Genomic DNA, 20,780 nt, shown 5'->3' with positions numbered 1-20,780 from the left:
GGCGGCGACTACCGATGAGCCAGCTGAGGCTACGCCTCCGGCTGCCCCGACCGCCACCTCTCAGACAAACACTGAGACAGCGTCCGTGCCGACGTCGACCGACTCCACCCCGGTCGAGCAGCCTACGGTGGAGCAGGCCAATACCGCTTCCTCACAAAAGGAGACTCCGGCGACCACTCCGGCTGCGGAGAATGAACAGTCGGAACAGCCTTCTGCTACTGCGCAGGAAGCTCCAGCGGGCACCCCGGCACCCCAGGCAACTAATGAGAAGGTACGCAAGACCGATACGCTGACCGGCAAGCTCACGGTTGACGCACCTGAGCACAAGAGTGAATTCGATGCCACTGTCGATCGACAGTGGAACCTCCAGAAGGCATCGCTGACAACCACGGACAACACCATCACTGTGGATATTCCCGCTGGGCATGCTGCGGTGAGCACGCCGAAGGTAGCAGTAGAGGTGTCTACGAACGGCAATATCGTAGAGACTGGGCAGCAGGCTGTCGCTAAGCACGTCGAACGTGGCCAGGCAGCAATCGACAAGGTAACGCCGCAGCCGGTTAAGGATGCACAGGCTGCCGTGGCGAAGGCACAGCAGCAGGTCAATGACACCGTCTCGCAGGTGCGTGAAGAAGCCTTTGATGCGGCAGCTGGACAGGCTCCTGCATCTGCACAGGTAACCGTCGAGGACACGACGGTTACTGGCTCCTATGACGCAGACACCTCGGACTCGCCAGAGGTGTAATGGAAATGGGGAGCCAGAGTTGGTTTGACCAGGCCGCAGCTCGGCGGCAGGAACGCGAAGCAAAAGAGGAGGCGGCCGAAACCGTCGATTCTGCAAACGACGTCGATGCAGAAGCAACGTCTTTGCATTCTGTGCAGTCCGAATCTTCGGCGCAATCTCGCGCTCTGCCTCCCACTCCACAGAAGCCAGATCTGCGCACCCGATTGCTAGCCAAGCCGAAAACGGGCGCAGCGACCGCTGGAACGAAAAATACGTCAGCGTCATCGAAAACCGCAGTGATGTTGATGATCTGTGCGGTCATGCTCGGGATTGGATTGGTCGGAGCAGCAACCGCATTGGTGTTGATGACCAATGATGATGAGCCAGCGCCGGTGGCGGTGCCGGCGGAGACCCCAGTAGCACCACCAGCGCCGGTCGGTTACGCCGGTCAGTGTGAGGACGCATCCGGCAAGACCCCCATTGTTGGTGGCACGAAGGATCTTCGTAGCGCGGTCGTCGCATTTGAAAAGGCGTATTACGGCCAGGACACGGACGCACTGATGGAGACGGTGGCGCAGGATTCAGGGCTTGCAGAAACAGATTGGGAGACCGTGTTGCCCGAGGCAGCGCCCGAGGGCACCACATGGTGCGTGACTATTCAGCCGACAAAGCCACAGGCCAAGTCAGTTGACATTGATCTCACTGTGACCGATCCCAATGGTGAAGAAACTATGTACCGCCAGCGAGTATCCGGCAAAACTGTGCCGGGAACACAGCAATGGCGACTGACGAAAATCGAGTCCCGATAGAAACCGGGACGCTAGTAGAAAAGGCCTACATTGCTATGAAACGACGCATTCCACCGATTGTCGCAGGACTTTCGGCGACAGTGCTGGTCACCACGGCTCTGCCTCCAGTAGCGCTGGCAGACCCGGAGGTAACCGTCTCGAAAAACAACGTCGCGCAAGCGGACAAGTGCCCCGCTATGCAGCTAGTCATTATTAATTCCAGCTTCGACTCTGTGGGCGATGAGAACACCGATACCGGTTTTTTCTCCGACGTATCGACCAAGGTCATGGATGCCAATGGTGGCAAGGTTGAAGACCCGTCGGCAGGGTTCGCTGATTCGGAATCGGCTGCGACGGAACCGACAACTGGCGACTCCTCCGACAGCTTGTGGGGAAACTCGGAAGACTCCTCCGTATCTTCGGCCAGTGCTGCAGACTCGTCGAGCGATGACTTATGGGGCGACCCGTCGTCCGAGACCTCGTCACAAACCAGTGACGCCTCAGATGATGAGCCATCGAGTGAATCCAGCTCGCCCGCCGGGTTGGCCAACGAACCGGAGAGCACCGGCGAGTCGGACTCGGAGACTTCCACGCAGTCGGAAGAATCCAGCGATAGCAGTGAGTCGTCGGCCAGCTCCAGTGGCACCATGGAAAGTGTCGCCGACAACCCTCAAAAGGTCGGACGCATTTACATTAACTTCGATGAGCAGGGTGAGGGATACATCCCTGGTGTCAACGGAGAAGAAAAGAAGGAATACTCCGAGGCTGTTAGTGCCGCCGTCGATAAGGTCAACGAGACTCTCGGGGAGATTCAGTCCTCGTGCCCGGATACGCGCGTGATGTTGCTCGGTTATTCTGAGGGCGCGCAGGTTGCCAATATTGTCTCGAAGCAGATTGGCTCCGGCCAGTCGAACTTCCCATCGGACAAGGTCTCGGGCGTAGCACTTTTTTCTGACCCGTCACGTGGGGAAAGCCAGCCAATGGTCGGCAACGGAGCGCAAGCTCCGGCGGCAGCTCCTGAGACCTCGGGAGAAAACACCACCAAGCTTGCTGACACGCTGACGACCAATGACACGAATGTAGCGCCAGAGGGCGCGGGTGTAGCTACCTTAACTGACGCGGCTGGTGGCCAGGGGGCCACCGGTACGAGCGCCGATAGCGCAACTGGTACGACCTCCGGTACATCGACCGGCGGATTCGGGGCGCTTGCTGACCGTGTGATGAGCTTTTGCATTGAGGGCGATTCCACCTGCGCTATTCCGGAGGGGTCACCGCTACGCAAGATTATCGCCTCTGGCGCTCAGTCTATTGACCTCAACGATCCTCAGAAGTCGCTGATGGCTATTGCGGACACGTTGGGTCCAGCCGTTGTTCTCGGTGGCGTGGAATCGTTGGCCGATGATCTGAGCTTCGGCCCACAAGGATTCCAGTTAGCTCGGGCCGAAAACACGGACGACACGATGATTGCCAAGATTGCTGATGAGGCTGACCGCCCGCATGACATTGGTGAGATGGGTCAGCGCTTGATTCAGTCCGGTTTGAAGCTCGGTGGTATGGGGCTGGCAGCGGGAATTACCTTTGCCAAGGATGTCGTCACTCCGGCGAACTTGGCACAAATCGCTGCTGCCGGTGCCGCTGACCCATTTGCCGCGATTCCGGTGGTCGCCACCAAACTGGCGTCGGCAGCACTGAATATCGTCACTCCGGCAACGGCAACTGGCGTTGCTCTGCGTGTCTTTGACGAGATTAAGGCTGCAGGCCTGGGAGATGAGCAGATTGCTGATGTCGCTACCCAGGCTGCGACCTGGAAGTCGATGGGGGCGGGTGCCTACCAGACGACTCCGGTGACAGCGGACGGTCGCTCGGCTACCGATCTGACTGCCGACTGGGCGCGCGCCGCAGTCGGTGATGCATCGGGCACGTCGATGCCGACGTTGTCGGAGGCTGTTTCTGGCATTGGAGAAACCGCTGGCGCATTGACGGGCTTGGCTGGTGGAACTGGTGGCATTCCGGCATTCGATCCGGGCGCTATCGGTAACGCACTGCAGCTGATTGGGGGTTAATCCGTATGGGTGCCGTCGCGATTACTTCAGGTGCAGATGACTTCCGTCAAGTTTTTCTCAGAGAGGATTCCATGCTGCCCATTGACGCACAGGTCTCGGGCGATGACAACGGAGATCAGCCAGCTCCTGCTGTATGGCTCGTCGGCGCACACGGGGGAGCTGGAGTCAGCACCCTCTCTCACATTTTGGCCCCTATGGGCGATGCTGGCCAGGCGTGGCCAGCGGGGGTGGAAAACCCCTACTGCGTGCTGGTGTGCCGGTCGACGAAGGTCGGTTTGGAGCGCGCACACCAGGCCGCACTGCAGGCACGTGCGGGACAGGCAGGCGACGTGATGCTGCTCGGCATTGCGATTGTCGCCGATGCGCCAGGGAAGATGCCCAAGGCGCTTGCCCGCAAAGTCGGTGTGATTGAACAGCACTTCCGTATCTGGCGGATTCCCTACCTCGATGCTATCCGCTTGACAGATATGGACGAGTTGGCGGTGTGGGAACCGGGCTATGAGATGCCGGAACGGAAGAAACGCTCGCGCCGAAAGACACCACCGATTACTGATGTGCCTGCCGTAGAAGTCATTACCGTAGCCGAAGCTATTTTCGATTCGGCACTTGAGGCACACGAGCTGGCTGAACCAGCCACGTAAGACATAAGGAGTTTTCACCATGACCATGATTGACCACGTTGGGGCACTCTACGATGCCTCCACAGTGCTGCTGGCGCAGATGCCAGGGCAAAACCTTAGCCCGCAGGCTCCGGGCGATTTCGGCGCAAAGTTTGACCGAGGTTTGAATTTCGCTCAGTACATCGGCATTGGCGTCGCCATTATCGGTGTCATTGTCGCTGGTGCCTCAATGGCGCTATCGCGCCGCGAAGGAACCAGTGAGGAAGCCACGGGTATGGCACTTCGCATTGGCATCGGCGCCACCCTGATCGGCGGTGCCTCCAGTCTGATTGCTGCTTTCCTGTAGCCGAATGCAGGTGCTGGCAGCTGGGCCTCCGACCTCACCGTGGGATCTGCCCGCAGAAATCAAAAGTGAAGTGTGGCGCTGGCTGCAAATGACTCTCTACGTCACGTTGGCTGGTGCTGTGGTGGCGGTCATTATTTTCGGCGCGATGCTCGCGCTGGACCGTAACCGTGGCGAACCTGTCAGTGCAACGTCGCCGACGGTGCGCGCGTTTCGGATTGCACTTGGCGTGATGGTGATGACTTCCGCGTTAACGCTGGCGCAGTGGTTTACCTAATGCCACTCATTCAATCTACCCCAGGTCGGCTGGGCTGACCTGGGGGTTTCTTTACAAATACATCGAACGATGACGAACTGGGTTTTTCCCAAACCGATAAGGAAGGTACCGCCATGAAAAAGATGACTTCTCTCCTGCTTGCTGCTACTGCTGCGGCAGGCGCTCTGGTTGGCTGCTCCAATGACGAGGAGGCTACTGCCGGGCATGAGCAATGGGATACCACTGCGGCTCCGAAGAATGTGAGCTGGTCAGATGCTCAAACCCGCGGTATTAAAGTGCCGTCATCCAAGGATGACGGGCCAAAGAACACTGACCCGGTGCCGCACGGTTGGGCACCGTCTCCGCAGGGTGCGGTGATGGCCGCAATCAATGGGCAGGTTTACATGTCCACCGCAGGTGAGGAGGTCTGGCCGGAGGTTTCTCAATGGATGCTGGCTCCAGGGCAAGGCCGCGATCAGTGGGCGCAGGCCCGGTCGCTGATGGATATTGACGGCGATGTGAAGAATCCGCCACAGTTCAAGGGCTTTAAGTTCTCCGAGTTTTCCGAAAGCAAAGCCGTCGTCGTGATTGCAGCGGAGTACCCGCAGCACGGGCTCATGGGGTATCCGGTGCAGCTCGATCGCTCCAGTGGTGACTGGCGGATGGTCGTCCCGCCACAGGGGCAGGAGCCGGATTTGGTCAAGGTCAGTGACGCACAGTTCGAGAACTTCACCGCGTTCGAGGGGTAATCAGCAGTGAGTAAATCGACGAAAACACTTGCCGTCTTAGTCAGTATCACGATTGCGCTTGTGGTGATTGTTGTCGGTGGCTACATGGCTTTAACAGGAACGAATGATAGTCCGTCTGCTGAGTCGCCGGCCTCACCGTTGTCGAAGGAGAAATCTACGAAGAATAATCCCAACGACAAGCAGTTTCCCGATGGTAATACTCCGGGGGCGAGCGTAGAAGGGGATCAGCGTAGCTGGCCCGATGTGCTTGATGGTGATATTGACGCACAGTTTGCCACTCCTGGCCAGTACGCCACGGAGCCGGTATCGTCCCGTCGAGTATTTACGCCACGAAATCCGTTGGGTGATTTGCCTGCCTCCTCCGCGTTGGTAGATCAGCCGGATGCGTGTGAAAACACCGACTTAGCGGGTAAAACCCAGCTGCAATATGTCAAGGCGCGGTTCCTTGCCGTCAATACTGAGGCTGGCCCGTCTCGCATGGAGCGCGCGGTTCCACGCGGCTACGCCCATTCGCCGCAAGGTGCGGTGATGGCGGCAATCAACCAGTTGGGCTACGGCCTGCCTGCCCAGGGCGATGAGGTGGGAGAAGAAATCGATAAGGCACTGTGGGCAGATTCTGCGCAGGTCGCCCAGGAGCGCGCGGACAAAAATCTTGACACTGAGGGGCCGTCTCGATTGGCTCGGGCCTCCACGATGCCCGGGGCGACCGGCTACAAAATCATCAGTTGTGGAGGCGACCTCATGGTAGTCGACGTAGTCTACGGCGAGCCGACACCGGGACGACCGGAGACAGCCATGGCGGCGAGGATGTCGCTGCGCTGGACGAACAATGACTGGGTGGTGGATCTGTCAGGTTCGAACGATGCCGCCATTTCTCGTCCGGCCCCCGATTCGCTTGACGGGTACACATTGGTGGATTACCAGTGATGAGCTTGCGCAAATTTGGTGAAGTGCTTCTCGTTGTGGTGTTGGCGTTGCTCGCAGGAGCGGGTAATGCGGCTGCTGCTGACGATGAGAAATCAACCGGAGATGAAGCCTATGAGGAGTGCATCTCGCGTTCCTACGACGAGGCAGCTACCCGACAGCTGGTGAAAGACGGCACGGTTGATCTTGAAAAGTACGTTGAGGATGGCCAGAAGTTCAATGCTCAGGCCAACCCTGAGGTCATCGAGAAAATCAAGAAAGAACACCCCGAAGAGTACCGGCGGCTGGCTGAGCACTATGAAAAGGATCAGTCGCTGGGGTCTAAAGGCGGGCGTACGGTCAACTCAGCAGCCTGCAACATGAAGAAGCCGGTGGATACGGCGGTGAAAGCAGCCGGAGAGTATTGGGAAGATCCCGTCGGCAAATTCGTGCAGGCGCTCATTGAGGGCAACGCTGAAGTTCTTCAGCTGACTATGACGTTTTGGTTCGATTTTTCGACTGCCCAGACACGCAACGTTGACGCCAACATTCAAGGCGTGAAGAACATCGTGGCAGGGCTTGCAGCCATGGCACTGATTTGCTCGTTCATCATCGGAGGCTATCGGATTGCCGCCTCACGCCGAATGGGGTTGCAAGACGGGGTAGAAGAAACCGCTGGTGTGGTCGTCAAGTACATCGTATTTAGCTTTGGTGTTGTTGCTGCGGTTCCTGGCGCATTGATTGCCACGGATGTTCTGGCCAACAAGATTATGGAGAACTTTGGGGTCACTGACCCGAACCAGGTCGTTGATTTGGCTGCGTTAGATGAGTCCATGGGCGGACCAGTGATATTGATGATCCTCGCCATTGTCTCGCTGCTCGGTGGCCTCATGCAGATTCTTGCTCTGGTGGTTCGAACACTGATTTTGCCGATTGTTGTGGGGTTGACTCCACTGGCAGCTGCGTCGAGTTTCAGTGAAACGGGACGCAATATGTTGAACAATCTCGTTGCCTACATGATTGCAGCAGTGGCCTATAAGCCGCTGGCTGCGCTGCTGTATGCGGTGGTGATGTGGAACGCTAGCCAGCCTGCAGAGGGGGATGTGCTCACAGCCGCAGTCAACGTGTTGATGATTGCGTTGGCAGGTTTCTGTGCGCCAGCCCTGGTGCGGGTGATTGCGCCGATGACAGCGCAAGCTGGTGGCGGTGGGGCAGCACCACTGGCTCAGGCAGCCGGGGCAGGGGTGGCTGGCGCGCTCGGAGCCGGAGCAATGTTGGCTAGTGGCGGCTCCTCGGCGCTGGCAGCCTCAGCGGCCAAGGGCGCTGCTGGTGCAAGTGCGGCAGGCGGATCTCCAGCACCCAGCGCAGCCGGAGCGCCGGTCAGCTCCACGGGGCGAGCGCCCAAGGCCGGTTCGTCGGGAGGCAGTGGCGCGGCACCTGCCCGTGACACGACTCCCAGCGGTTCGACGGGAAGTTCGCGAGGAAGCAGCGTTGCCAGCGGTGGTAGCCGAAGTGCACCGATGGCTTCTGGTGGCGGCGCTTCTCCTGCCGGAAGTGGGCAATCGAGTGTCGGTGGCGGGCAGTCTACTGCTGCAGCAGCGACGTCGTCCGGGCAGCCGGGTGCGGCGGCTCGGACCCAAGCCAATCGCGGATTTGGGCAGCGGATGGGTGCATTTGCGGCAGGGACGAGTCGAGCAGCAACGCGTGCGGCGACAGTCACGGAGCGTATCGGCGCAGCAGGCCTGTCTGGCACAGCCTCGGCGATGAAAGTCGGTGCAGCCGCCGCTCGAGGGGCGGCGCAGGGCGCAAGTCATACACAGCGCGTATTGGATGACTCCATCGGGGTCAGCGGATTTGCAGGCGGGAGGCATCAGTAGTCATGGATGAACCAATTCAGTATTCACTGGGGCAACCGCCCCAGCGCACCGGCCTTGGCGGTTTTTCCCTCAAGGCAACCATCGTGGTGGCCGTGGGGTTTTTCGGATTCTTGCTGCTGCAGCTGTTGGGGCTAGGAAAACTGGGGTTTACGGTAGTCCTGCCGTTGACTGCGGTTATTGCAGTACTGATTTCAGTGCGGTGGTCGTCGCGAACAGTGGCCGAGATGGGTCAGATCCTTCGTGATGATTCGCGCCGTCGGCATAGGGGAGAGGACACCTACATTGCTGGTGGACTGTCCAGGGTGCCGGGTGGCCATTACCGACTTCCCGGCATGTTAGCGCGGACGGAATCGATGACTGGTGTGGATTCTGATGGCCGAGAGTTTGTCACAGTGCTCGATCGACCACGCCGGGAAGCAACTGTCTTTCTGGACTGTCAGCTGACGGGCCAAACGGCGATGACACAAGGTGAGCGTAATGCGATGACGGCAGAGTGGTCACGGTGGCTGGCCATGCTGAGTTTGTCTGGTGACGTGGTCTCGACAGCGGTAGTGGTGTCGACCCGTCCGGGTACTGGACAGCTGGTTGATAAGGAAGTCTCCTCGATTGTTGTGGACTCGGCAGCACCGATTGCACGTCGCGTGATGGCGGAGGCCGCAGATTATCTGGGTATTCATGTTCCGGAAGTCGAGTCGCATATTGCTATCACGGTCAAGTTTGATGGTGAAGTCATCGAGGACGAAACATTTATCGGCCAGTTGTCGACGCGTCTGCCGGGCTGGTACACGTCGCTGGGCTGGGCGGGCATTATCGCCGAGCCGATGGATGAGGACACACTAGTGTCGAGGATTCACAGCTTTTACGACCCGTCGGCGGAGTACCCGTTTGAGTCACTACGCGTCTCCGGGCAGCCGCACGGTATGAACTGGGACGATGCTGGCCCTTCGGTGGCAAAAACGCTCAAGGACCAGTACACCCATGATGGCTGGCATTCAGTGACATGGGAGATGCGGGAAGCGCCCCGATCAACGTTTGAAGACATGTTGCTCACCGGCCTGATAGCACCGCACGCGCGTATTGACCGCAAGCGTGTGTGCCTGGTGTACAGGCCTTTTGAGGCCGGTGCCGGTGCCTCGCGTGTGGAGCAGGAGCACCGAGACGCGATGGTGGCAGCGAACTCATCGAAGAAAATCACCAGTGCAAAGGCCGAGATGCGTTTGGAGCACACAGAGGCGGCCAGACGTGCGCAGGCACGAGGAGCGCAGCTTGGCCGCTATTCGCTGTTTGTGACGGCAACGACTGATCGGCAGGAGATGCTGCCGCGTATGCGCCATGACATTGAGCAGTTGGGTGCAGGCGCGTCGATTCGATTGGCCTCGATGGATCGGCAGCAGGATACCGGTTTTGCCATTACCTGTGGTGCAGGCCAGGTGCCGTGGAATAAGGAAACGACCTCGCAGATGGCTGCCGCGTAGGCGAGCCACACAACGAAACGAAGAAGGAACTGACAGCCATGTGGTGGCAAAGAAAGAAAAGCGAGTCGGGAATCATCCCGACAGCAATGCGAGGTACTCGCATGTTAGAAAGTATCGACGCAGCTGGGTTCTCATTTGCGGCGATTATCGACCGCAGCCGGGCACAGGCCTCCATGGGGTTGGTCTTTGACGAGCCGATGTTTGATACGCGGCTGTTGGTTGACGTTGAGCGCGGGCTTGGCGATGTCGACGGCTTGGTAGCGACGACGGCAGTGATGAGTGGTGGGGCATCGCCTGCACCTGCGCGTTTGTGGGCTACCTTTCGCGCGCGGTCTAAGTCCCAGCGCCGTGACGATGATGAGTTTGTTGCCGACTTGGCACGCCGGTCAACCCAGCTGTTTAACGCTGCTGCCGACGCCAATTTGGCAGCGACCCCATTGACCAGCAACCAGGTGATGGAGCTGGCAGCCTATTCGTGGTCAGACGTGCAGCAACCGGCGTGGCCACCGGTAGCGAAAAAGGTGGAAGAAACACCGGATTCGGTGGTTATCGATGGTGTGGCGCATGTGGGTTTTGCTGTTGACATTGATGTGCCGGATGTGGAGACCCAGGTCGTGGAAGCGACCAGCGCCATTCAGGTTGGGCCACGGGTGGCACTTGCGCGCCAATTTCGTCCGGGCCTTGATGGGCAGGGCAGTGGCCGACGTGTTGGGGTTTTGACCATCTCGGCAGAGGATTCGCCCGAGGCAGTGGCCGATGTCGCCGGGGTGATTATTGACGCACTCGATCCCCACGTGCAGTTGCGTGTGCATCGTCTGCGGGGTCGTACGGGCATTGCTGTCGCCACGATGTGTGGTGGCGGAGTGTTGGGCTGGCAGCACCTTGATGTTGTCAAGGCGGTGGCATAGATGGCGCAGACAACGATGAGCGATATTGACTGGCAGCACTTCCATGAGGCGGTGGAAGCCGGTGAGAAGCATGCGCCGCCGGCGTTGTCTCGACGTGGTCGGGAATACCGCAAGTGGCAAAAGACGCGGCGACGTCGCGACGCGCATTTCGAACAAATACGTAAAGCTTCCCGGGGGAGTGCGCCTGTTCATTTCGAAGAAGCCTACGGCAGCCCGCGTGCCAATGGGTTTGTTGGACATAGCGCTGGTACTGCTCGGGTGATCTCGGGGCCGCAGGAGTGGCAGACGACGACAAATCTCGGCGCGGGTTTTAATCCGAATGTCGTCGGTGCCCCGTCGCCGGTGATTGGTACGCCTCTTGGTCGTCATGTCACCACCCAGGCCGAGGTCGCTTGCGATCCGCTGGCGTGGTTTCGTGAGGGGATTATTGCTAACCCGTCGTGTTTCGTGCTGTCGCTGCCGGGTTTGGGTAAGTCCACGCTGATTCGCAAAATGTTGATGGGCGATGTTGCCCAAGGTCATATCCCTATCTGTGCAGGTGATATTAAAGGCGAGTATCGCGGTTTCGTTCACCAGGTCGGCGGCCAGGTGATCACTATTGGCCACGGTTTAGGGCATATGAATCCGCTGGATGTCGGTGCTCTCGGGCGCGTTATCCCGCAGCTCGAGGCCGCACGTGAACAGCTTCAGCAGCAAGGCCAAGAAGAGCTTATCGAGCGTGCCAAAGAGCAGGTGCATGGTCGTCAGGTCACGATGGTGGCCACGCTTGTGGGGCTGGGACGAGGTGAGAAAATTGCTGACTTTGAATCGATGTTGATTTCGGTTGCTTTGCGTGAGATTTATGAGCAGGAGGATATCGACTGGGCAAACCCACCAGAGCTGAAAGACCTCATTTCGCACCTGGAAGCAGGATCGGAACTGCTGTTGCAAAAGGGCAGGGCGCGGTCGAAAGATGAGTGGAATCAGCGCATCGACTCGTTGATCTTGTCGTTGAATTCGCTGCTCGATGGTGCGACGGGGCAGATTTTTTCTGGACAGACGACCACCCCGATTGATGTGGACTCCACAGCGGTATGCATTGATGTCTCTGCTATCGACCGTGGTGATGGTGCCATGAAAGCTGCGGTGATGATGGCCTGCTGGTCGTCAGCATTCGGCGCGATCGAGGCCGCGCACATGCTCGCGGATGCAGGCCTGGGGCCACAGAAATATTTCTCTGTCACGCTCGATGAGATGTGGCAGGTGTTGTCGTCGGCTCCGGGCATGGTCGCACAAGTCGATGGATTGACTCGACTTAACCGCACCGACGCGACGGTACTGAACATGATTACCCATACTTTCAAAGACCTCGAAGCGCTACCGACCGAAGAAGATCGCAAGACCGCGATGGGGTTTATCGAACGTGCTGGCATGGTCATTTGCGGTGGTCTGCCGAATAGCGAGTTGGATATTTTATCCTCTCGCCTGCAGTTCTCTCCGGCGGAGGCGCAGATGATTACCTCGTGGTCGAAAGGCGCGCCACCAAAGCGGTCACGCACACGCGGTTCACGTGCTACTCCGCCAGGCCGTGGCCGGTTCATGATTAAGCCGTCGAAAGACGGCTCTCCGGGGATTCCAGTGCAGACGATTCTTTTCCCAGCGGAGCGCGAGCTGCGCTTGCATGACACCAACGTTCGTTTCGATGAGTTCTTCCAGGCAGGTGATTTGGCATGAGTCGAGGATGGGTGTATCCCGAGCAGGTCAAGCGGAGGGTTATCGATGAGTTCGACCGGACGTGGCGTACTTATCCGTCTCCGTCAGCGGCAGCAAATGCGGTTGGTAAGAATCATGGCGTATCTAAGACGACCGTGTATTCCTGGGTCGCTGACGCAGGGCGGTGGCCGGTAACGCGTGCGTCGCGGGTACTGGATTTGGAGGCGGAAAACGCGAGGTTGCGTGAAGAGCTCCGTCGGTGTCGGCAGAGCCACGATGCTGAGTCGCACAATGATGAGGAGTAGTAGATGCGAACCACTGTTGCCTTCGTCGTGTCGTTGATTTTGTTTATCGTCGTGTTTGTCACCGTGTTGGGAAACGATGATGCCGACGAAAGGTGCAGCCCACAAAGTGGAGCTGGAACGTCGTCAGCAGACGGCGGTGTTCCGGACGGAGCGTATTCGCTACCGGAGAAAAATGCACTCGATCACATCACCTCGGGCTGGCGTACGCCGGAGCGCCCGTCACACGCTGGGCTAGACATAGCCCAGGGCCACGGCACTCCTTTGTATGCCTACGCTGATGGGGTCGTGGCCAAAGCTGGTTCCGCTACCGGATTCGGTGATTGGGTTGTCATTGACCATCAGATTGACGGCAAGTTGTACTCGACGGTCTATGGGCACGTGTTCCCGGAGGGCATTCACGTCAAGACTGGGGATACGGTCAAGGCCGGGCAGCATATCGCCGATGAAGGCTACAACGGTGAGGTATCACCTCCTGGCCCGCAGGGATCGCACCTTCACTTTGAGGTGTGGGAAGGAGGCCGCGACGGTGGCCACGACATTGATCCGATGCCGTGGCTGAAAAAGGCCGTTGAGCCGGGGTCAGCGGGAAAATCTACCTCGACGGACGGAGCCGACGTGTTCCTCGTCGGTGACTCGCTGAGTGTCGGTGCGAAAGCACAGTTGGAAAAGGCTCTGCCTGGCGCTGACATCGATGCTAAGGGAGGCCGCCAGTACAGCGAGGGTTTGAAGATTCTGCAGCAGAAAAAACCTAAGGTGAAAACCGTTGTCATGGCGTTGGGTACGAACGGCCCGTTTAGCCAGAAAGATATTGACGACACCCTTGAGGCGGCTGGTGACGCGCGGGTGGTGCTCACAACGGTGGCAGGCCCAAAGGTGTCGGCTGCCTCATCGGTTAATCCTCTCGTTGAGGCGAACGCTGACAAGGTGACAGTCGCAGATTGGGCAGCACTGGTCGCACAGCACCCGGATTATGTCGGTGGGGATGGAATTCACCACAGTGAGGCAGGCAAGGCAGCCTTTGCCAGCCTGCTCGCTGATGCTGTGGGGAAGAAACCAAGTGGTAAGAAATCCCCACGACGCAAGGGGCCAGGTTCAACCGCTGGCGGTGGCGAGGTGCCAGATTCACCTGTTATTCAGTCCAAAGAACACCTACAAATCGACACGATTCGCCTGGCCAGGTCGGTCGCGCAACGGTTCCCACAAATTGAAACTATTGGTGGGTGGCGTCCGTATGACCCGTATCCCGATCACCCGTCGGGTCGGGCAGCCGACATTATGATTCCCAATTGGGATACCGAGGAGGGAAAGCAGCTCGGCGACGATATCTTGGAGTACCTCTACGGCAACCGCGAGTATTTCCAGGTCGATTACTTCATCTGGCGACAGAAGTACATCCCCGCTGAAGGGGAAGGCAACATTATGGAAGACCGCGGATCGCCAACACAAAATCACTATGACCATATTCATGTCACCACAATCGGGCACGGGTACCCGCAGCCGGGACAAAAATACGGTGAAGCGCCTGAGGGCGGCTCAGAGGTGCCGGGTAGCCCCTCTGGAGTCGCTGGTGAGGATTGCGACCCGATAGCTGGCGTTGACGTTGGGCTTAATGATGGGGAAGTTCCCGAGGAGTTCCGTAAGTGGATTCGGCTTGCTGGGCAGCTGTGCGAAGAGGCCCCTGCACCGCTGATTGCTGGATTGATTTATCAGGAGTCGCAGTTTTCGACGACTGCGGTCAGTTCCGCTGGTGCGGTTGGCCCGGCACAGTTTATGCCGGCAACGTGGCAGGGAGGCGGTGCGAAAGTCGATGAGAATGGAGAGATCGCAGGGCCGCCAGGGTCTGGTAGCCCGAACTCGATACCGGATTCCGTCATGGCAGCGGGACGGTACCTTTGCTCAGCAGCCAAGCAGGTCAAAGAATGGAAAGCGGCTGGAAAAGTCAGTGGTGACGATACCGAGCTGATGCTGGCTTCCTATAACGCCGGTGGGGGAAATGTGCTCAACTACGGCGGCGTCCCGCCATTTGCCGAGACGCAACAGTACGTCAAGGTCATCCCCGAACACGCGAAGCGTTTTGAAGAGAAAGCGAAGTAGAAGACATGAGTAAATGGTTGACTCGGAGCTGGAAGATGGTGGCGGCTGTTGGAGCTGCCGCGGTAGTTGCCGTGGTTTCCGTTGTTATTGGGCTAGCGTTGTTTGGGTCCACGCCTGGCGGCGCGGACCCGGACGTTGATGTGAGAGATCCCCTCAGTGAGGACGCAGGAGTCGCAGCAGCGAGCACCGTCGCAGCCGTGAACTCGTATGTTCCGGGTGAGGATTCCTCGCCCGGGGATGCAGCAACACGCGTCATTGAACGCCTGTCAGGAAAGTACTTGATGCTGGCTCGAGACCCTGCTGGTGCGCCGAAGCCTGATCAGTGGGATGCGTGGGCACGAAGTGGTGACCGGGTCCATGCGGTAGCGGAACCGACGCGTGAGTTCCGTGAACCGGCTGAGGAGGCAACCAGCGCCACGGTGCCGCTAAAGCTGCGGGTGTTTGTGTGGCACGCCGATGGTGAGCGGACTCCGTTGTCGGCCTCGGAGGTTCGAGCGTCGATGGTGCGTGAAGCAGGAATGTGGAAACTCTCTGATGTTGAATACGTCAGGAGCCTGCCATGATCGCCGCCTTAGATCGTCAGCGCGCAGGCTCGGTGGCCACGGCCACGGTTGGGGCCGTGGCCCTGGTGGCGCTGCTGCCGGATTTGGTGCGACCGGCATCGAACGCGCTGATTTCCGCTATGCCACGATTCCATGTGGCGCTAGCGACGTTTGCTGCGATTTGTGTCCAGGCACTGCCGCTCGTTTTGCTTGGGGCAGTGGTCTCGGCAAGCCTTGCCCAGGTGATGACTCCTGCCCGTTGGGGGCGGGTCATCCCTGGCAATCGGTTCGGGGCAACGCTAGTTGGGGCGGTGGCAGGAATCGTCGTTCCGACGTGTGAGTGTTCGTCGGTTGCGGTTGCGCGGCGAATGATGGGATCCGGGGTGCGCCCGGAAGCTGCATTGACGTTTATGGTGGCCGCCCCGTCGCTGAATCCCATTGTTTTTGTGGCGACCTGGATTGCGTTCGGTGGGGCGCAGATGGCAGTTGCTCGGTGGGCAGCGGCTCTGGTTGCGGTCATTGCCGTCGGGTTGGCCGTGTCGGCGGCCTCTGGGCGCATTCACCAGGAAGTCGTGGCCCGTCTGGACCGTTATGACCACGAGCATGAAGATGACCATGGGCATGGGTGCTCGTGCCATAGGCCTGTGGAGGAGTCGCGAGGCAAACAGTGGCTGGCTATGGTGCGCCACGATGCAGTCGGGGCAGCGACCTTCCTGGTCATCGGTGGTGCCATTGCTGCGTCAGTATCTGCTTTGCTTCCAGCTTCTGCTGTGGCGACGATTAGCGACAATGTGTGGGTTTCGGTGGCACTGATGGCCACGATTGCGGTGGTGGCGTCGCTGTGCTCGCTGGGTGATGCGTTCGTTGCCGCATCGTTCGTCGGTCTGCCTGCCCCGGCACTGTTGGCCTTTCTTATCGTCGGCCCGATTATCGATTTAAAGCTGGCCGCGATGATGGAGGGCATGCTGGGGCATCGTGCGACAAAGGTGGTTGCGGCCACCGGAATCGTCGCGGGTATGGCCTGCGCGATTGTCGCGGGCACCGTACTGGGGTGGTCGCTATGAGCCGGTGGCTAACAGGCACTTTGATGCTCGCTTTTGGCCTAGGGCTTCTGCGCGTCGGTATCGACGGGTCTTATTCGGCGTGGGTGACAATGCACCCGGCGGTAGTGATCACCGTCGGCGTGGTGATGGCCCTCTTCGGTGTGATGGATCTTGTCGGTAGGGCCAACCACGCAGGCCACGATGGGCATCGCATCACCCCGTGGGCGCTAGGGCTGATCGTCACGGTCGTCGCAGTGCTGACCCCGGCAGCATTGCTGCCCGCCCAGGTTGATGTTGCCAACCGCGCAGCAGCAGTGGGATCGGGGTCTCCAGCATCATGGCCTGATTTACCGGTGCAACCAGTAGAAATTGGCCTGCGCGAGGTCGTCGCACGGTCAGCAACCCCAGCCGATGGGAGACTTCAGGGTCGTCAGGTCATTGTCACCGGCCAACTGGAACGTGAGGGACAGATTGCACGGCTCGGTCGCGTAACAGTGACCTGTTGCGCCGCCGATGCGCGAGCCTACTTCGTGGAGCTCAACGACTCCACTGGCAGACTCAGCGAGATCCCTGATGGGGCGTGGGTGTCGGCAACGGTGGTGCTGATTCCCGGGTCGGGGACTGCTGATCGGGACTTTGTCCCTCGCGTAGGCGTCGTTGATGCCCGTGAGGTCGGCGATGCCGGCTACGACGTCGCCCGGCTGGCATAACGAGTGAAAAAACTACTTCGAAGGAGAGAAAGAAACCATGACTACAATCAAGCAGCGGTGGACTGAGATCGACAACCTCATCGCCGAAAACAAGACCGAACTGAAAGGCTATTCCTCCCACAAGGACCTCAATGCGTTCGCGGAGAAGCACTCGCTGATGACGAAGGAGGACTTTCCGAAGTTCAAACATTGCCTGCTGAAAATCGGCGTGCGCTACGACGCGTTGCGCGCAGCAGCGAACGAGAAATTCGAGGCAAGCCTGGAAGCAAAGGCTAAGGAACTCGACAACATCACGGATGTCCCGGTCGTGTGCCTGTGGTCTGCAGCAGCCGAAGACGATGGAGCAGCAGCCTTTGCTGTCGTCGATGTCGACGACACTCCGGTATGGTACGGGCGATTCTTTGACGATGACCGTATCCGCATTGCGGGAGATCTCGTCAGCGCAGAGCAGTCGGCCGCCGACAAAGCAGTATGGCTGGCGCATAAGGCACTAGAGGCGGCAGGAAAGACGCAGGGACGTGTTCTGATTACCACTACGTGCCCTGAACTGGACATTGCCGCACTGCGTATTACGGGTGCGCGGTTTAACATCGGCGTTGATGTCCACGTCGATGATGCTGACATGCGGGCGGTCGATATGGCGGAGGCTCCCGGCTATAAGAAGTGGCAGGACAATGACCTAGCTGCACTCGTGGAGGCGGACTGATGGCCACCAATGTGCGAAACCTGAAAAACCCCTCCGGCGATGAAAAACCCCTAGCAATCGCGCTGGGCGGGCTAGGGATCATCTGGGGCATCGTCCTTGGTGGTTTGAAATTGGCACCGCTTTTTGGTGGCGATCAGCAGGACGTGCCGGTTAACCCGGTGGCATTAGTCGTCGGCATTGCCAAAGGACGAGTCGTGCTCGGGGGCAGTGAAGCAGTCAGCATTACGGTGCTGGGAGCTGTGCTTGCGTTGGTGGCCACCGTCGTCGCGGTGCAGGTGACATCGCGACGCGCACAGAAAAAGGGACGAGCTATTGCGCCGAATGCGAAGTACATGGCCTCCAAGTCTGACATTGCCTCGATGTCTGGGAAAAGCACGGGTGCAGCCTCACAGCGGATGGGACTTAAACTCGGAGAGGGAGCGGCACCGGGGGTCTTGCTCGGCAAAGAACTCCGCACCGGCCAGCCGGTGTACGCCGACTACGAAACGCTGCTGACGCAGTTGTGGGCGGCACGTCGAGGAAAAACCTCGACACAGGTGCTGCCACAAATCCTGTCGGCACCAGGAGGAGTGATTACCTCCTCGAATAAACGCGATACCGTCGATGATTCGCTGGCAGGACGACAGGCCGTAGGGGAAGTATTTGTCTTTGATCCGCAGCGAATTTGGACAAAGGAGGAACCGGATTGGTTCTTTGATCCGCTGGACTTTATCCGTCGTCGCAGTGTCGACGAGTGGGATGCAGCGGCAACTGGATTAGCAAGGCTGTTTCGTGATGACGCGGGGCTGTCAGAGGGAAACAAAGACATGTTTTCCGAGGGCGGTCAGCGTCTGGTAGCAGGCTGGCTGCTGGCAGCGTGCTGTGAAAACCTCCCGATTACCGAGCTGGTGTTGTGGGCGGGTGCCGAAACAGATAAAGAGCCGGTAGAGCTGCTGCGCCGACATGGGTGGCATCGTAAAGCCGATGCGCTGCAGGCACAGTATGAGCTGACATCGCGGACACGATCTGGCGTGTTTGCTAACGCGCAGCAGATGGTCGCCGCACTTGAGCATGAAGTCCCTGGCCAGTGGGTGACTCCAGCTGCCGGCAAGCGCCGCTTTGATGCAGATGCCTTCATCGCGGACTCACAGCAAGGCAGTCGGCCAACGATGTACTTGTTGAGTAAAGAAGGACCCACGTCTGCGTCGGCATTGACGCTGGCACTGCTGGTGACATTGATGGATGCAGCCGAGGAATACGGTGAATCGCAGCCGGGTGGCCGACTGCCGGTACCGTTGGTCTGCCCACTTGATGAGGCGGCCAACACGGTCAAATGGGGCGAGCTGGCGAACAAGTACTCCCATTATGGGTCGCGCTCGATTATTATCACGACGATTTTGCAGTCGTTTACCCAAGCGAAACGCATTTGGGGCGAAGACTCCACGCGTGACATGCTGACCAACTCGTGTGTGGTCTACGGCGGCGGCATTAAAGATGAGAGGTTCTTGTCGGAGCTGTCGGCATTTATCGGCGACCATGAGGAACACCGAACATCCCGATCGTCAGACGGTACGTGGGGCAAGTCGTCGAGAAGCACCTCAATTGCAGAAAAACGCACGCTGACCGTTTCGGAGCTGCAGGCACTCCCGTTCGGAGTGATGGTCGTCATTCCGCAAAAGGCAGCACCCATGCTTGTGGAGTCCGTTCCGTGGTGGGAGCGCGATTTTGAGCCTGCCATCGCCGAGGCGATGGCGAAGTAGCATACGACAACAACGGAGGATTCAACAATGGATTTTTTCTATGACACGGTGGAAAAAACGATTGCACCCCACCTGTCGGCGGTCATGGAGGAGACGCTGGCTGATGAGCTGTCGGCGATGGTGGCCAAAGACGATTTCACTGATGCTGTCCGTACACGCACGCGCGAAGCGGTGGGGCAGTGGTCATCGCGCAATTTAAAGGAGGAGCGGGAGACCCGGTACAAGGACGTATTCGATTTTTTTGACTCGTATGTAGCGGTGATGTTTCCAGCAACCTCGGATACCCATTGGTCTCCCCGGTGGTATGAGCACCCGGCAGTGCTGCGCCGGATGATGCTGATGTGGGGCACGTTCGAGGCGAAAGTCGCGGCCTCGCCAGCGACGGGGGAAGAGGAATGGCTACGCACGATTGGCCAGTTTCATATGAAGTGGCTGACTGACCGTCATAACGGGCCATTTGAGCGCTGTCGTGGTGAGCGCAGTGTGGTCTTAGAGCCGTTAGCGTCAGATAGAACGGCGTTGCGAGAAAAGATGTCGACGCGAAGGAGCGCTTAGCCGATGGAACGCCACCAGCGTGAGTACTTGCGTGCCCAGCAACAGCGGGCAGATGTTAAAGCGTTGCAGCAGGCGGATCGGCAATTACGGCGGGTGATTGCTCAGCGGTACCGCACTCTCGATAGGCAGAGCGCGGCGGAGTCTCGGTTGCGCGATCGCCAGGCGAGACTCAATCGGCAGGTAGTTCGCGAGCTGCCGGGGCGCGAGCTAGTTCGGCATGCGGTCAGTGCCCAGATTTTGGACAATGATCTGGATCGCACGATGGTTGCCGATGAGATGTCACAGCGCGGCTTTTACGATTCTGCGCGTGCAATGGGGCAGTGGCATCACCGTCCGGAGTACACGGAGCCTCGCTCGTCGGTGTGGGAATCGGAGTCGTTTAGCCGTGGTGCCGGATTCGGTATGGGGATGCTGGCTGCCGAGGAAATTGCCTCCATGGTCGATGAAGTCGACCAGATTGTGGAAGAAAACTCTGTGTCGGACGAGGCAATAGAGCAATTAGACCAGGATGGTGCAGTCGCCGAAGAATGGGTATCGCCTGCAGACGTTAGTGATTCTTTTGCTTTTGCTGAACAGGCATTTCCGGATGGATTGCAGGCTGCTCTTGCCGAAGAAGCACTATCGGATTCATCGGTCGCGGGGGGTTAAGTAGCAAAAAGTGTGTCTGACTTTCAGCATTACTGCTGAT

General features: G+C 58.8%; 20 protein-coding genes and 1 pseudogene. All 21 read left to right on the top strand.

Annotated elements, in window-relative coordinates:
* A pseudogene (locus QKE19_RS10840) lies at positions 1–745 on the top strand (hypothetical protein); the annotation flags it as partial.
* 5 nt (positions 746–750) lie between these two features.
* The gene (locus tag QKE19_RS10835) at positions 751–1,533 is read left to right on the top strand and encodes a hypothetical protein (RefSeq protein WP_141752759.1); all 783 of its coding nucleotides are present in this window, start codon (positions 751–753) and stop codon (positions 1,531–1,533) included.
* Positions 1,534–1,568: 35 nt separating this feature from the next.
* Positions 1,569–3,575, top strand: a complete 2,007-nt coding sequence (locus tag QKE19_RS10830; protein WP_070862961.1) for a cutinase family protein — start codon at positions 1,569–1,571, stop codon at positions 3,573–3,575.
* Positions 3,576–3,646: 71 nt separating this feature from the next.
* Complete coding sequence (locus QKE19_RS10825; protein WP_141764557.1) at positions 3,647–4,216, top strand: DUF6668 family protein; 570 nt, start codon at positions 3,647–3,649, stop codon at positions 4,214–4,216.
* Positions 4,217–4,235: 19 nt separating this feature from the next.
* Positions 4,236–4,541, top strand: coding sequence for a TrbC/VirB2 family protein (locus tag QKE19_RS10820; protein ID WP_070644251.1), 306 nt, complete (start codon positions 4,236–4,238; stop codon positions 4,539–4,541).
* 4 nt (positions 4,542–4,545) lie between these two features.
* Positions 4,546–4,815: a hypothetical protein gene (locus QKE19_RS10815; RefSeq protein ID WP_070644253.1), complete on the top strand. Its 270-nt coding sequence runs from the start codon at positions 4,546–4,548 to the stop codon at positions 4,813–4,815.
* 113 nt (positions 4,816–4,928) lie between these two features.
* A complete protein-coding gene (locus QKE19_RS10810) occupies positions 4,929–5,543 on the top strand; it encodes a hypothetical protein (protein ID WP_070862963.1) in 615 nt (204 codons plus the stop codon).
* A gap of 6 nt (positions 5,544–5,549) precedes the next feature.
* Entirely contained in the window at positions 5,550–6,470 is a 921-nt protein-coding gene (locus QKE19_RS10805) for a hypothetical protein (protein WP_187400387.1), read from the top strand.
* A complete protein-coding gene (locus QKE19_RS10800) occupies positions 6,470–8,323 on the top strand; it encodes a hypothetical protein (protein ID WP_197691146.1) in 1,854 nt (617 codons plus the stop codon). Before QKE19_RS10805 ends, QKE19_RS10800 begins: the two co-directional genes overlap by 1 nt.
* 2 nt (positions 8,324–8,325) lie before the next feature.
* Positions 8,326–9,798 carry an SCO6880 family protein gene (locus QKE19_RS10795; protein ID WP_070862965.1) on the top strand — a complete coding sequence of 491 codons (1,473 nt, stop codon included), beginning with the start codon at positions 8,326–8,328 and terminating at the stop codon, positions 9,796–9,798.
* A gap of 101 nt (positions 9,799–9,899) precedes the next feature.
* A complete protein-coding gene (locus QKE19_RS10790; protein ID WP_143485274.1) occupies positions 9,900–10,706 on the top strand; it encodes a hypothetical protein in 807 nt (268 codons plus the stop codon).
* Positions 10,707–12,419, top strand: coding sequence for an ATP/GTP-binding protein (locus QKE19_RS10785; protein WP_101688078.1), 1,713 nt, complete (start codon positions 10,707–10,709; stop codon positions 12,417–12,419).
* On the top strand, positions 12,416–12,703 hold the full coding sequence (locus QKE19_RS10780; RefSeq protein WP_083310568.1) for a transposase: 288 nt from the start codon (positions 12,416–12,418) through the stop codon (positions 12,701–12,703). The genes QKE19_RS10785 and QKE19_RS10780 overlap by 4 nt, the downstream gene beginning before the upstream one ends.
* A 3-nt stretch (positions 12,704–12,706) precedes the next feature.
* Positions 12,707–14,797: a peptidoglycan DD-metalloendopeptidase family protein gene (locus tag QKE19_RS10775; RefSeq protein WP_347891047.1), complete on the top strand. Its 2,091-nt coding sequence runs from the start codon at positions 12,707–12,709 to the stop codon at positions 14,795–14,797.
* Positions 14,798–14,802: 5 nt separating this feature from the next.
* Entirely contained in the window at positions 14,803–15,360 is a 558-nt protein-coding gene (locus QKE19_RS10770; RefSeq protein WP_143485275.1) for a hypothetical protein, read from the top strand.
* Positions 15,357–16,403 (top strand): permease, encoded by a 1,047-nt coding sequence (locus QKE19_RS10765; RefSeq protein ID WP_101688081.1) that lies wholly within the window; start codon positions 15,357–15,359, stop codon positions 16,401–16,403. Before QKE19_RS10770 ends, QKE19_RS10765 begins: the two co-directional genes overlap by 4 nt.
* The gene (locus QKE19_RS10760; RefSeq protein WP_070862971.1) at positions 16,400–17,092 is read left to right on the top strand and encodes a hypothetical protein; all 693 of its coding nucleotides are present in this window, start codon (positions 16,400–16,402) and stop codon (positions 17,090–17,092) included. The genes QKE19_RS10765 and QKE19_RS10760 overlap by 4 nt, the downstream gene beginning before the upstream one ends.
* 37 nt (positions 17,093–17,129) lie before the next feature.
* Complete coding sequence (locus QKE19_RS10755) at positions 17,130–17,798, top strand: hypothetical protein (RefSeq protein ID WP_070644276.1); 669 nt, start codon at positions 17,130–17,132, stop codon at positions 17,796–17,798.
* Positions 17,798–19,537 carry a TraM recognition domain-containing protein gene (locus QKE19_RS10750; protein WP_347891044.1) on the top strand — a complete coding sequence of 580 codons (1,740 nt, stop codon included), beginning with the start codon at positions 17,798–17,800 and terminating at the stop codon, positions 19,535–19,537. The genes QKE19_RS10755 and QKE19_RS10750 overlap by 1 nt, the downstream gene beginning before the upstream one ends.
* A gap of 27 nt (positions 19,538–19,564) precedes the next feature.
* The gene (locus QKE19_RS10745) at positions 19,565–20,092 is read left to right on the top strand and encodes a DUF4913 domain-containing protein (RefSeq protein WP_070644285.1); all 528 of its coding nucleotides are present in this window, start codon (positions 19,565–19,567) and stop codon (positions 20,090–20,092) included.
* 3 nt (positions 20,093–20,095) lie between these two features.
* Positions 20,096–20,740, top strand: a complete 645-nt coding sequence (locus QKE19_RS10740; protein ID WP_347891042.1) for a hypothetical protein — start codon at positions 20,096–20,098, stop codon at positions 20,738–20,740.
* Positions 20,741–20,780 lie beyond the last annotated feature (40 nt).

This window comes from Corynebacterium sp. c8Ua_99 (assembly GCF_039907185.1).
GTDB lineage: Bacteria > Actinomycetota > Actinomycetes > Mycobacteriales > Mycobacteriaceae > Corynebacterium > Corynebacterium jeikeium_D.
The sequence above is the reverse complement of the archived record's forward strand: the minus strand, read 5'-3'. Positions and strand labels throughout refer to the sequence as shown.

Bases quoted from the DNA above. Each gene is read 5' to 3' on its own strand.
- QKE19_RS10795 (WP_070862965.1), top strand. From the start codon at position 8,326: ATGGATGAACCAATTCAGTATTCACTGGGGCAACCGCCCCAGCGCACC.
- QKE19_RS10745 (WP_070644285.1), top strand. From the start codon at position 19,565: ATGGATTTTTTCTATGACACGGTGGAAAAAACGATTGCACCCCACCTG.
- QKE19_RS10750 (WP_347891044.1), top strand. From the start codon at position 17,798: ATGGCCACCAATGTGCGAAACCTGAAAAACCCCTCCGGCGATGAAAAA.
- QKE19_RS10785 (WP_101688078.1), top strand. From the start codon at position 10,707: ATGGCGCAGACAACGATGAGCGATATTGACTGGCAGCACTTCCATGAG.
- QKE19_RS10740 (WP_347891042.1), top strand. From the start codon at position 20,096: ATGGAACGCCACCAGCGTGAGTACTTGCGTGCCCAGCAACAGCGGGCA.
- QKE19_RS10815 (WP_070644253.1), top strand. From the start codon at position 4,546: ATGCAGGTGCTGGCAGCTGGGCCTCCGACCTCACCGTGGGATCTGCCC.
- QKE19_RS10820 (WP_070644251.1), top strand. From the start codon at position 4,236: ATGACCATGATTGACCACGTTGGGGCACTCTACGATGCCTCCACAGTG.
- QKE19_RS10825 (WP_141764557.1), top strand. From the start codon at position 3,647: ATGCTGCCCATTGACGCACAGGTCTCGGGCGATGACAACGGAGATCAG.
- QKE19_RS10810 (WP_070862963.1), top strand. From the start codon at position 4,929: ATGAAAAAGATGACTTCTCTCCTGCTTGCTGCTACTGCTGCGGCAGGC.
- QKE19_RS10790 (WP_143485274.1), top strand. From the start codon at position 9,900: ATGTTAGAAAGTATCGACGCAGCTGGGTTCTCATTTGCGGCGATTATC.
- QKE19_RS10830 (WP_070862961.1), top strand. From the start codon at position 1,569: ATGAAACGACGCATTCCACCGATTGTCGCAGGACTTTCGGCGACAGTG.
- QKE19_RS10775 (WP_347891047.1), top strand. From the start codon at position 12,707: ATGCGAACCACTGTTGCCTTCGTCGTGTCGTTGATTTTGTTTATCGTC.
- QKE19_RS10835 (WP_141752759.1), top strand. From the start codon at position 751: ATGGGGAGCCAGAGTTGGTTTGACCAGGCCGCAGCTCGGCGGCAGGAA.
- QKE19_RS10765 (WP_101688081.1), top strand. From the start codon at position 15,357: ATGATCGCCGCCTTAGATCGTCAGCGCGCAGGCTCGGTGGCCACGGCC.
- QKE19_RS10780 (WP_083310568.1), top strand. From the start codon at position 12,416: ATGAGTCGAGGATGGGTGTATCCCGAGCAGGTCAAGCGGAGGGTTATC.
- QKE19_RS10800 (WP_197691146.1), top strand. From the start codon at position 6,470: ATGAGCTTGCGCAAATTTGGTGAAGTGCTTCTCGTTGTGGTGTTGGCG.
- QKE19_RS10755 (WP_070644276.1), top strand. From the start codon at position 17,130: ATGACTACAATCAAGCAGCGGTGGACTGAGATCGACAACCTCATCGCC.
- QKE19_RS10770 (WP_143485275.1), top strand. From the start codon at position 14,803: ATGAGTAAATGGTTGACTCGGAGCTGGAAGATGGTGGCGGCTGTTGGA.
- QKE19_RS10760 (WP_070862971.1), top strand. From the start codon at position 16,400: ATGAGCCGGTGGCTAACAGGCACTTTGATGCTCGCTTTTGGCCTAGGG.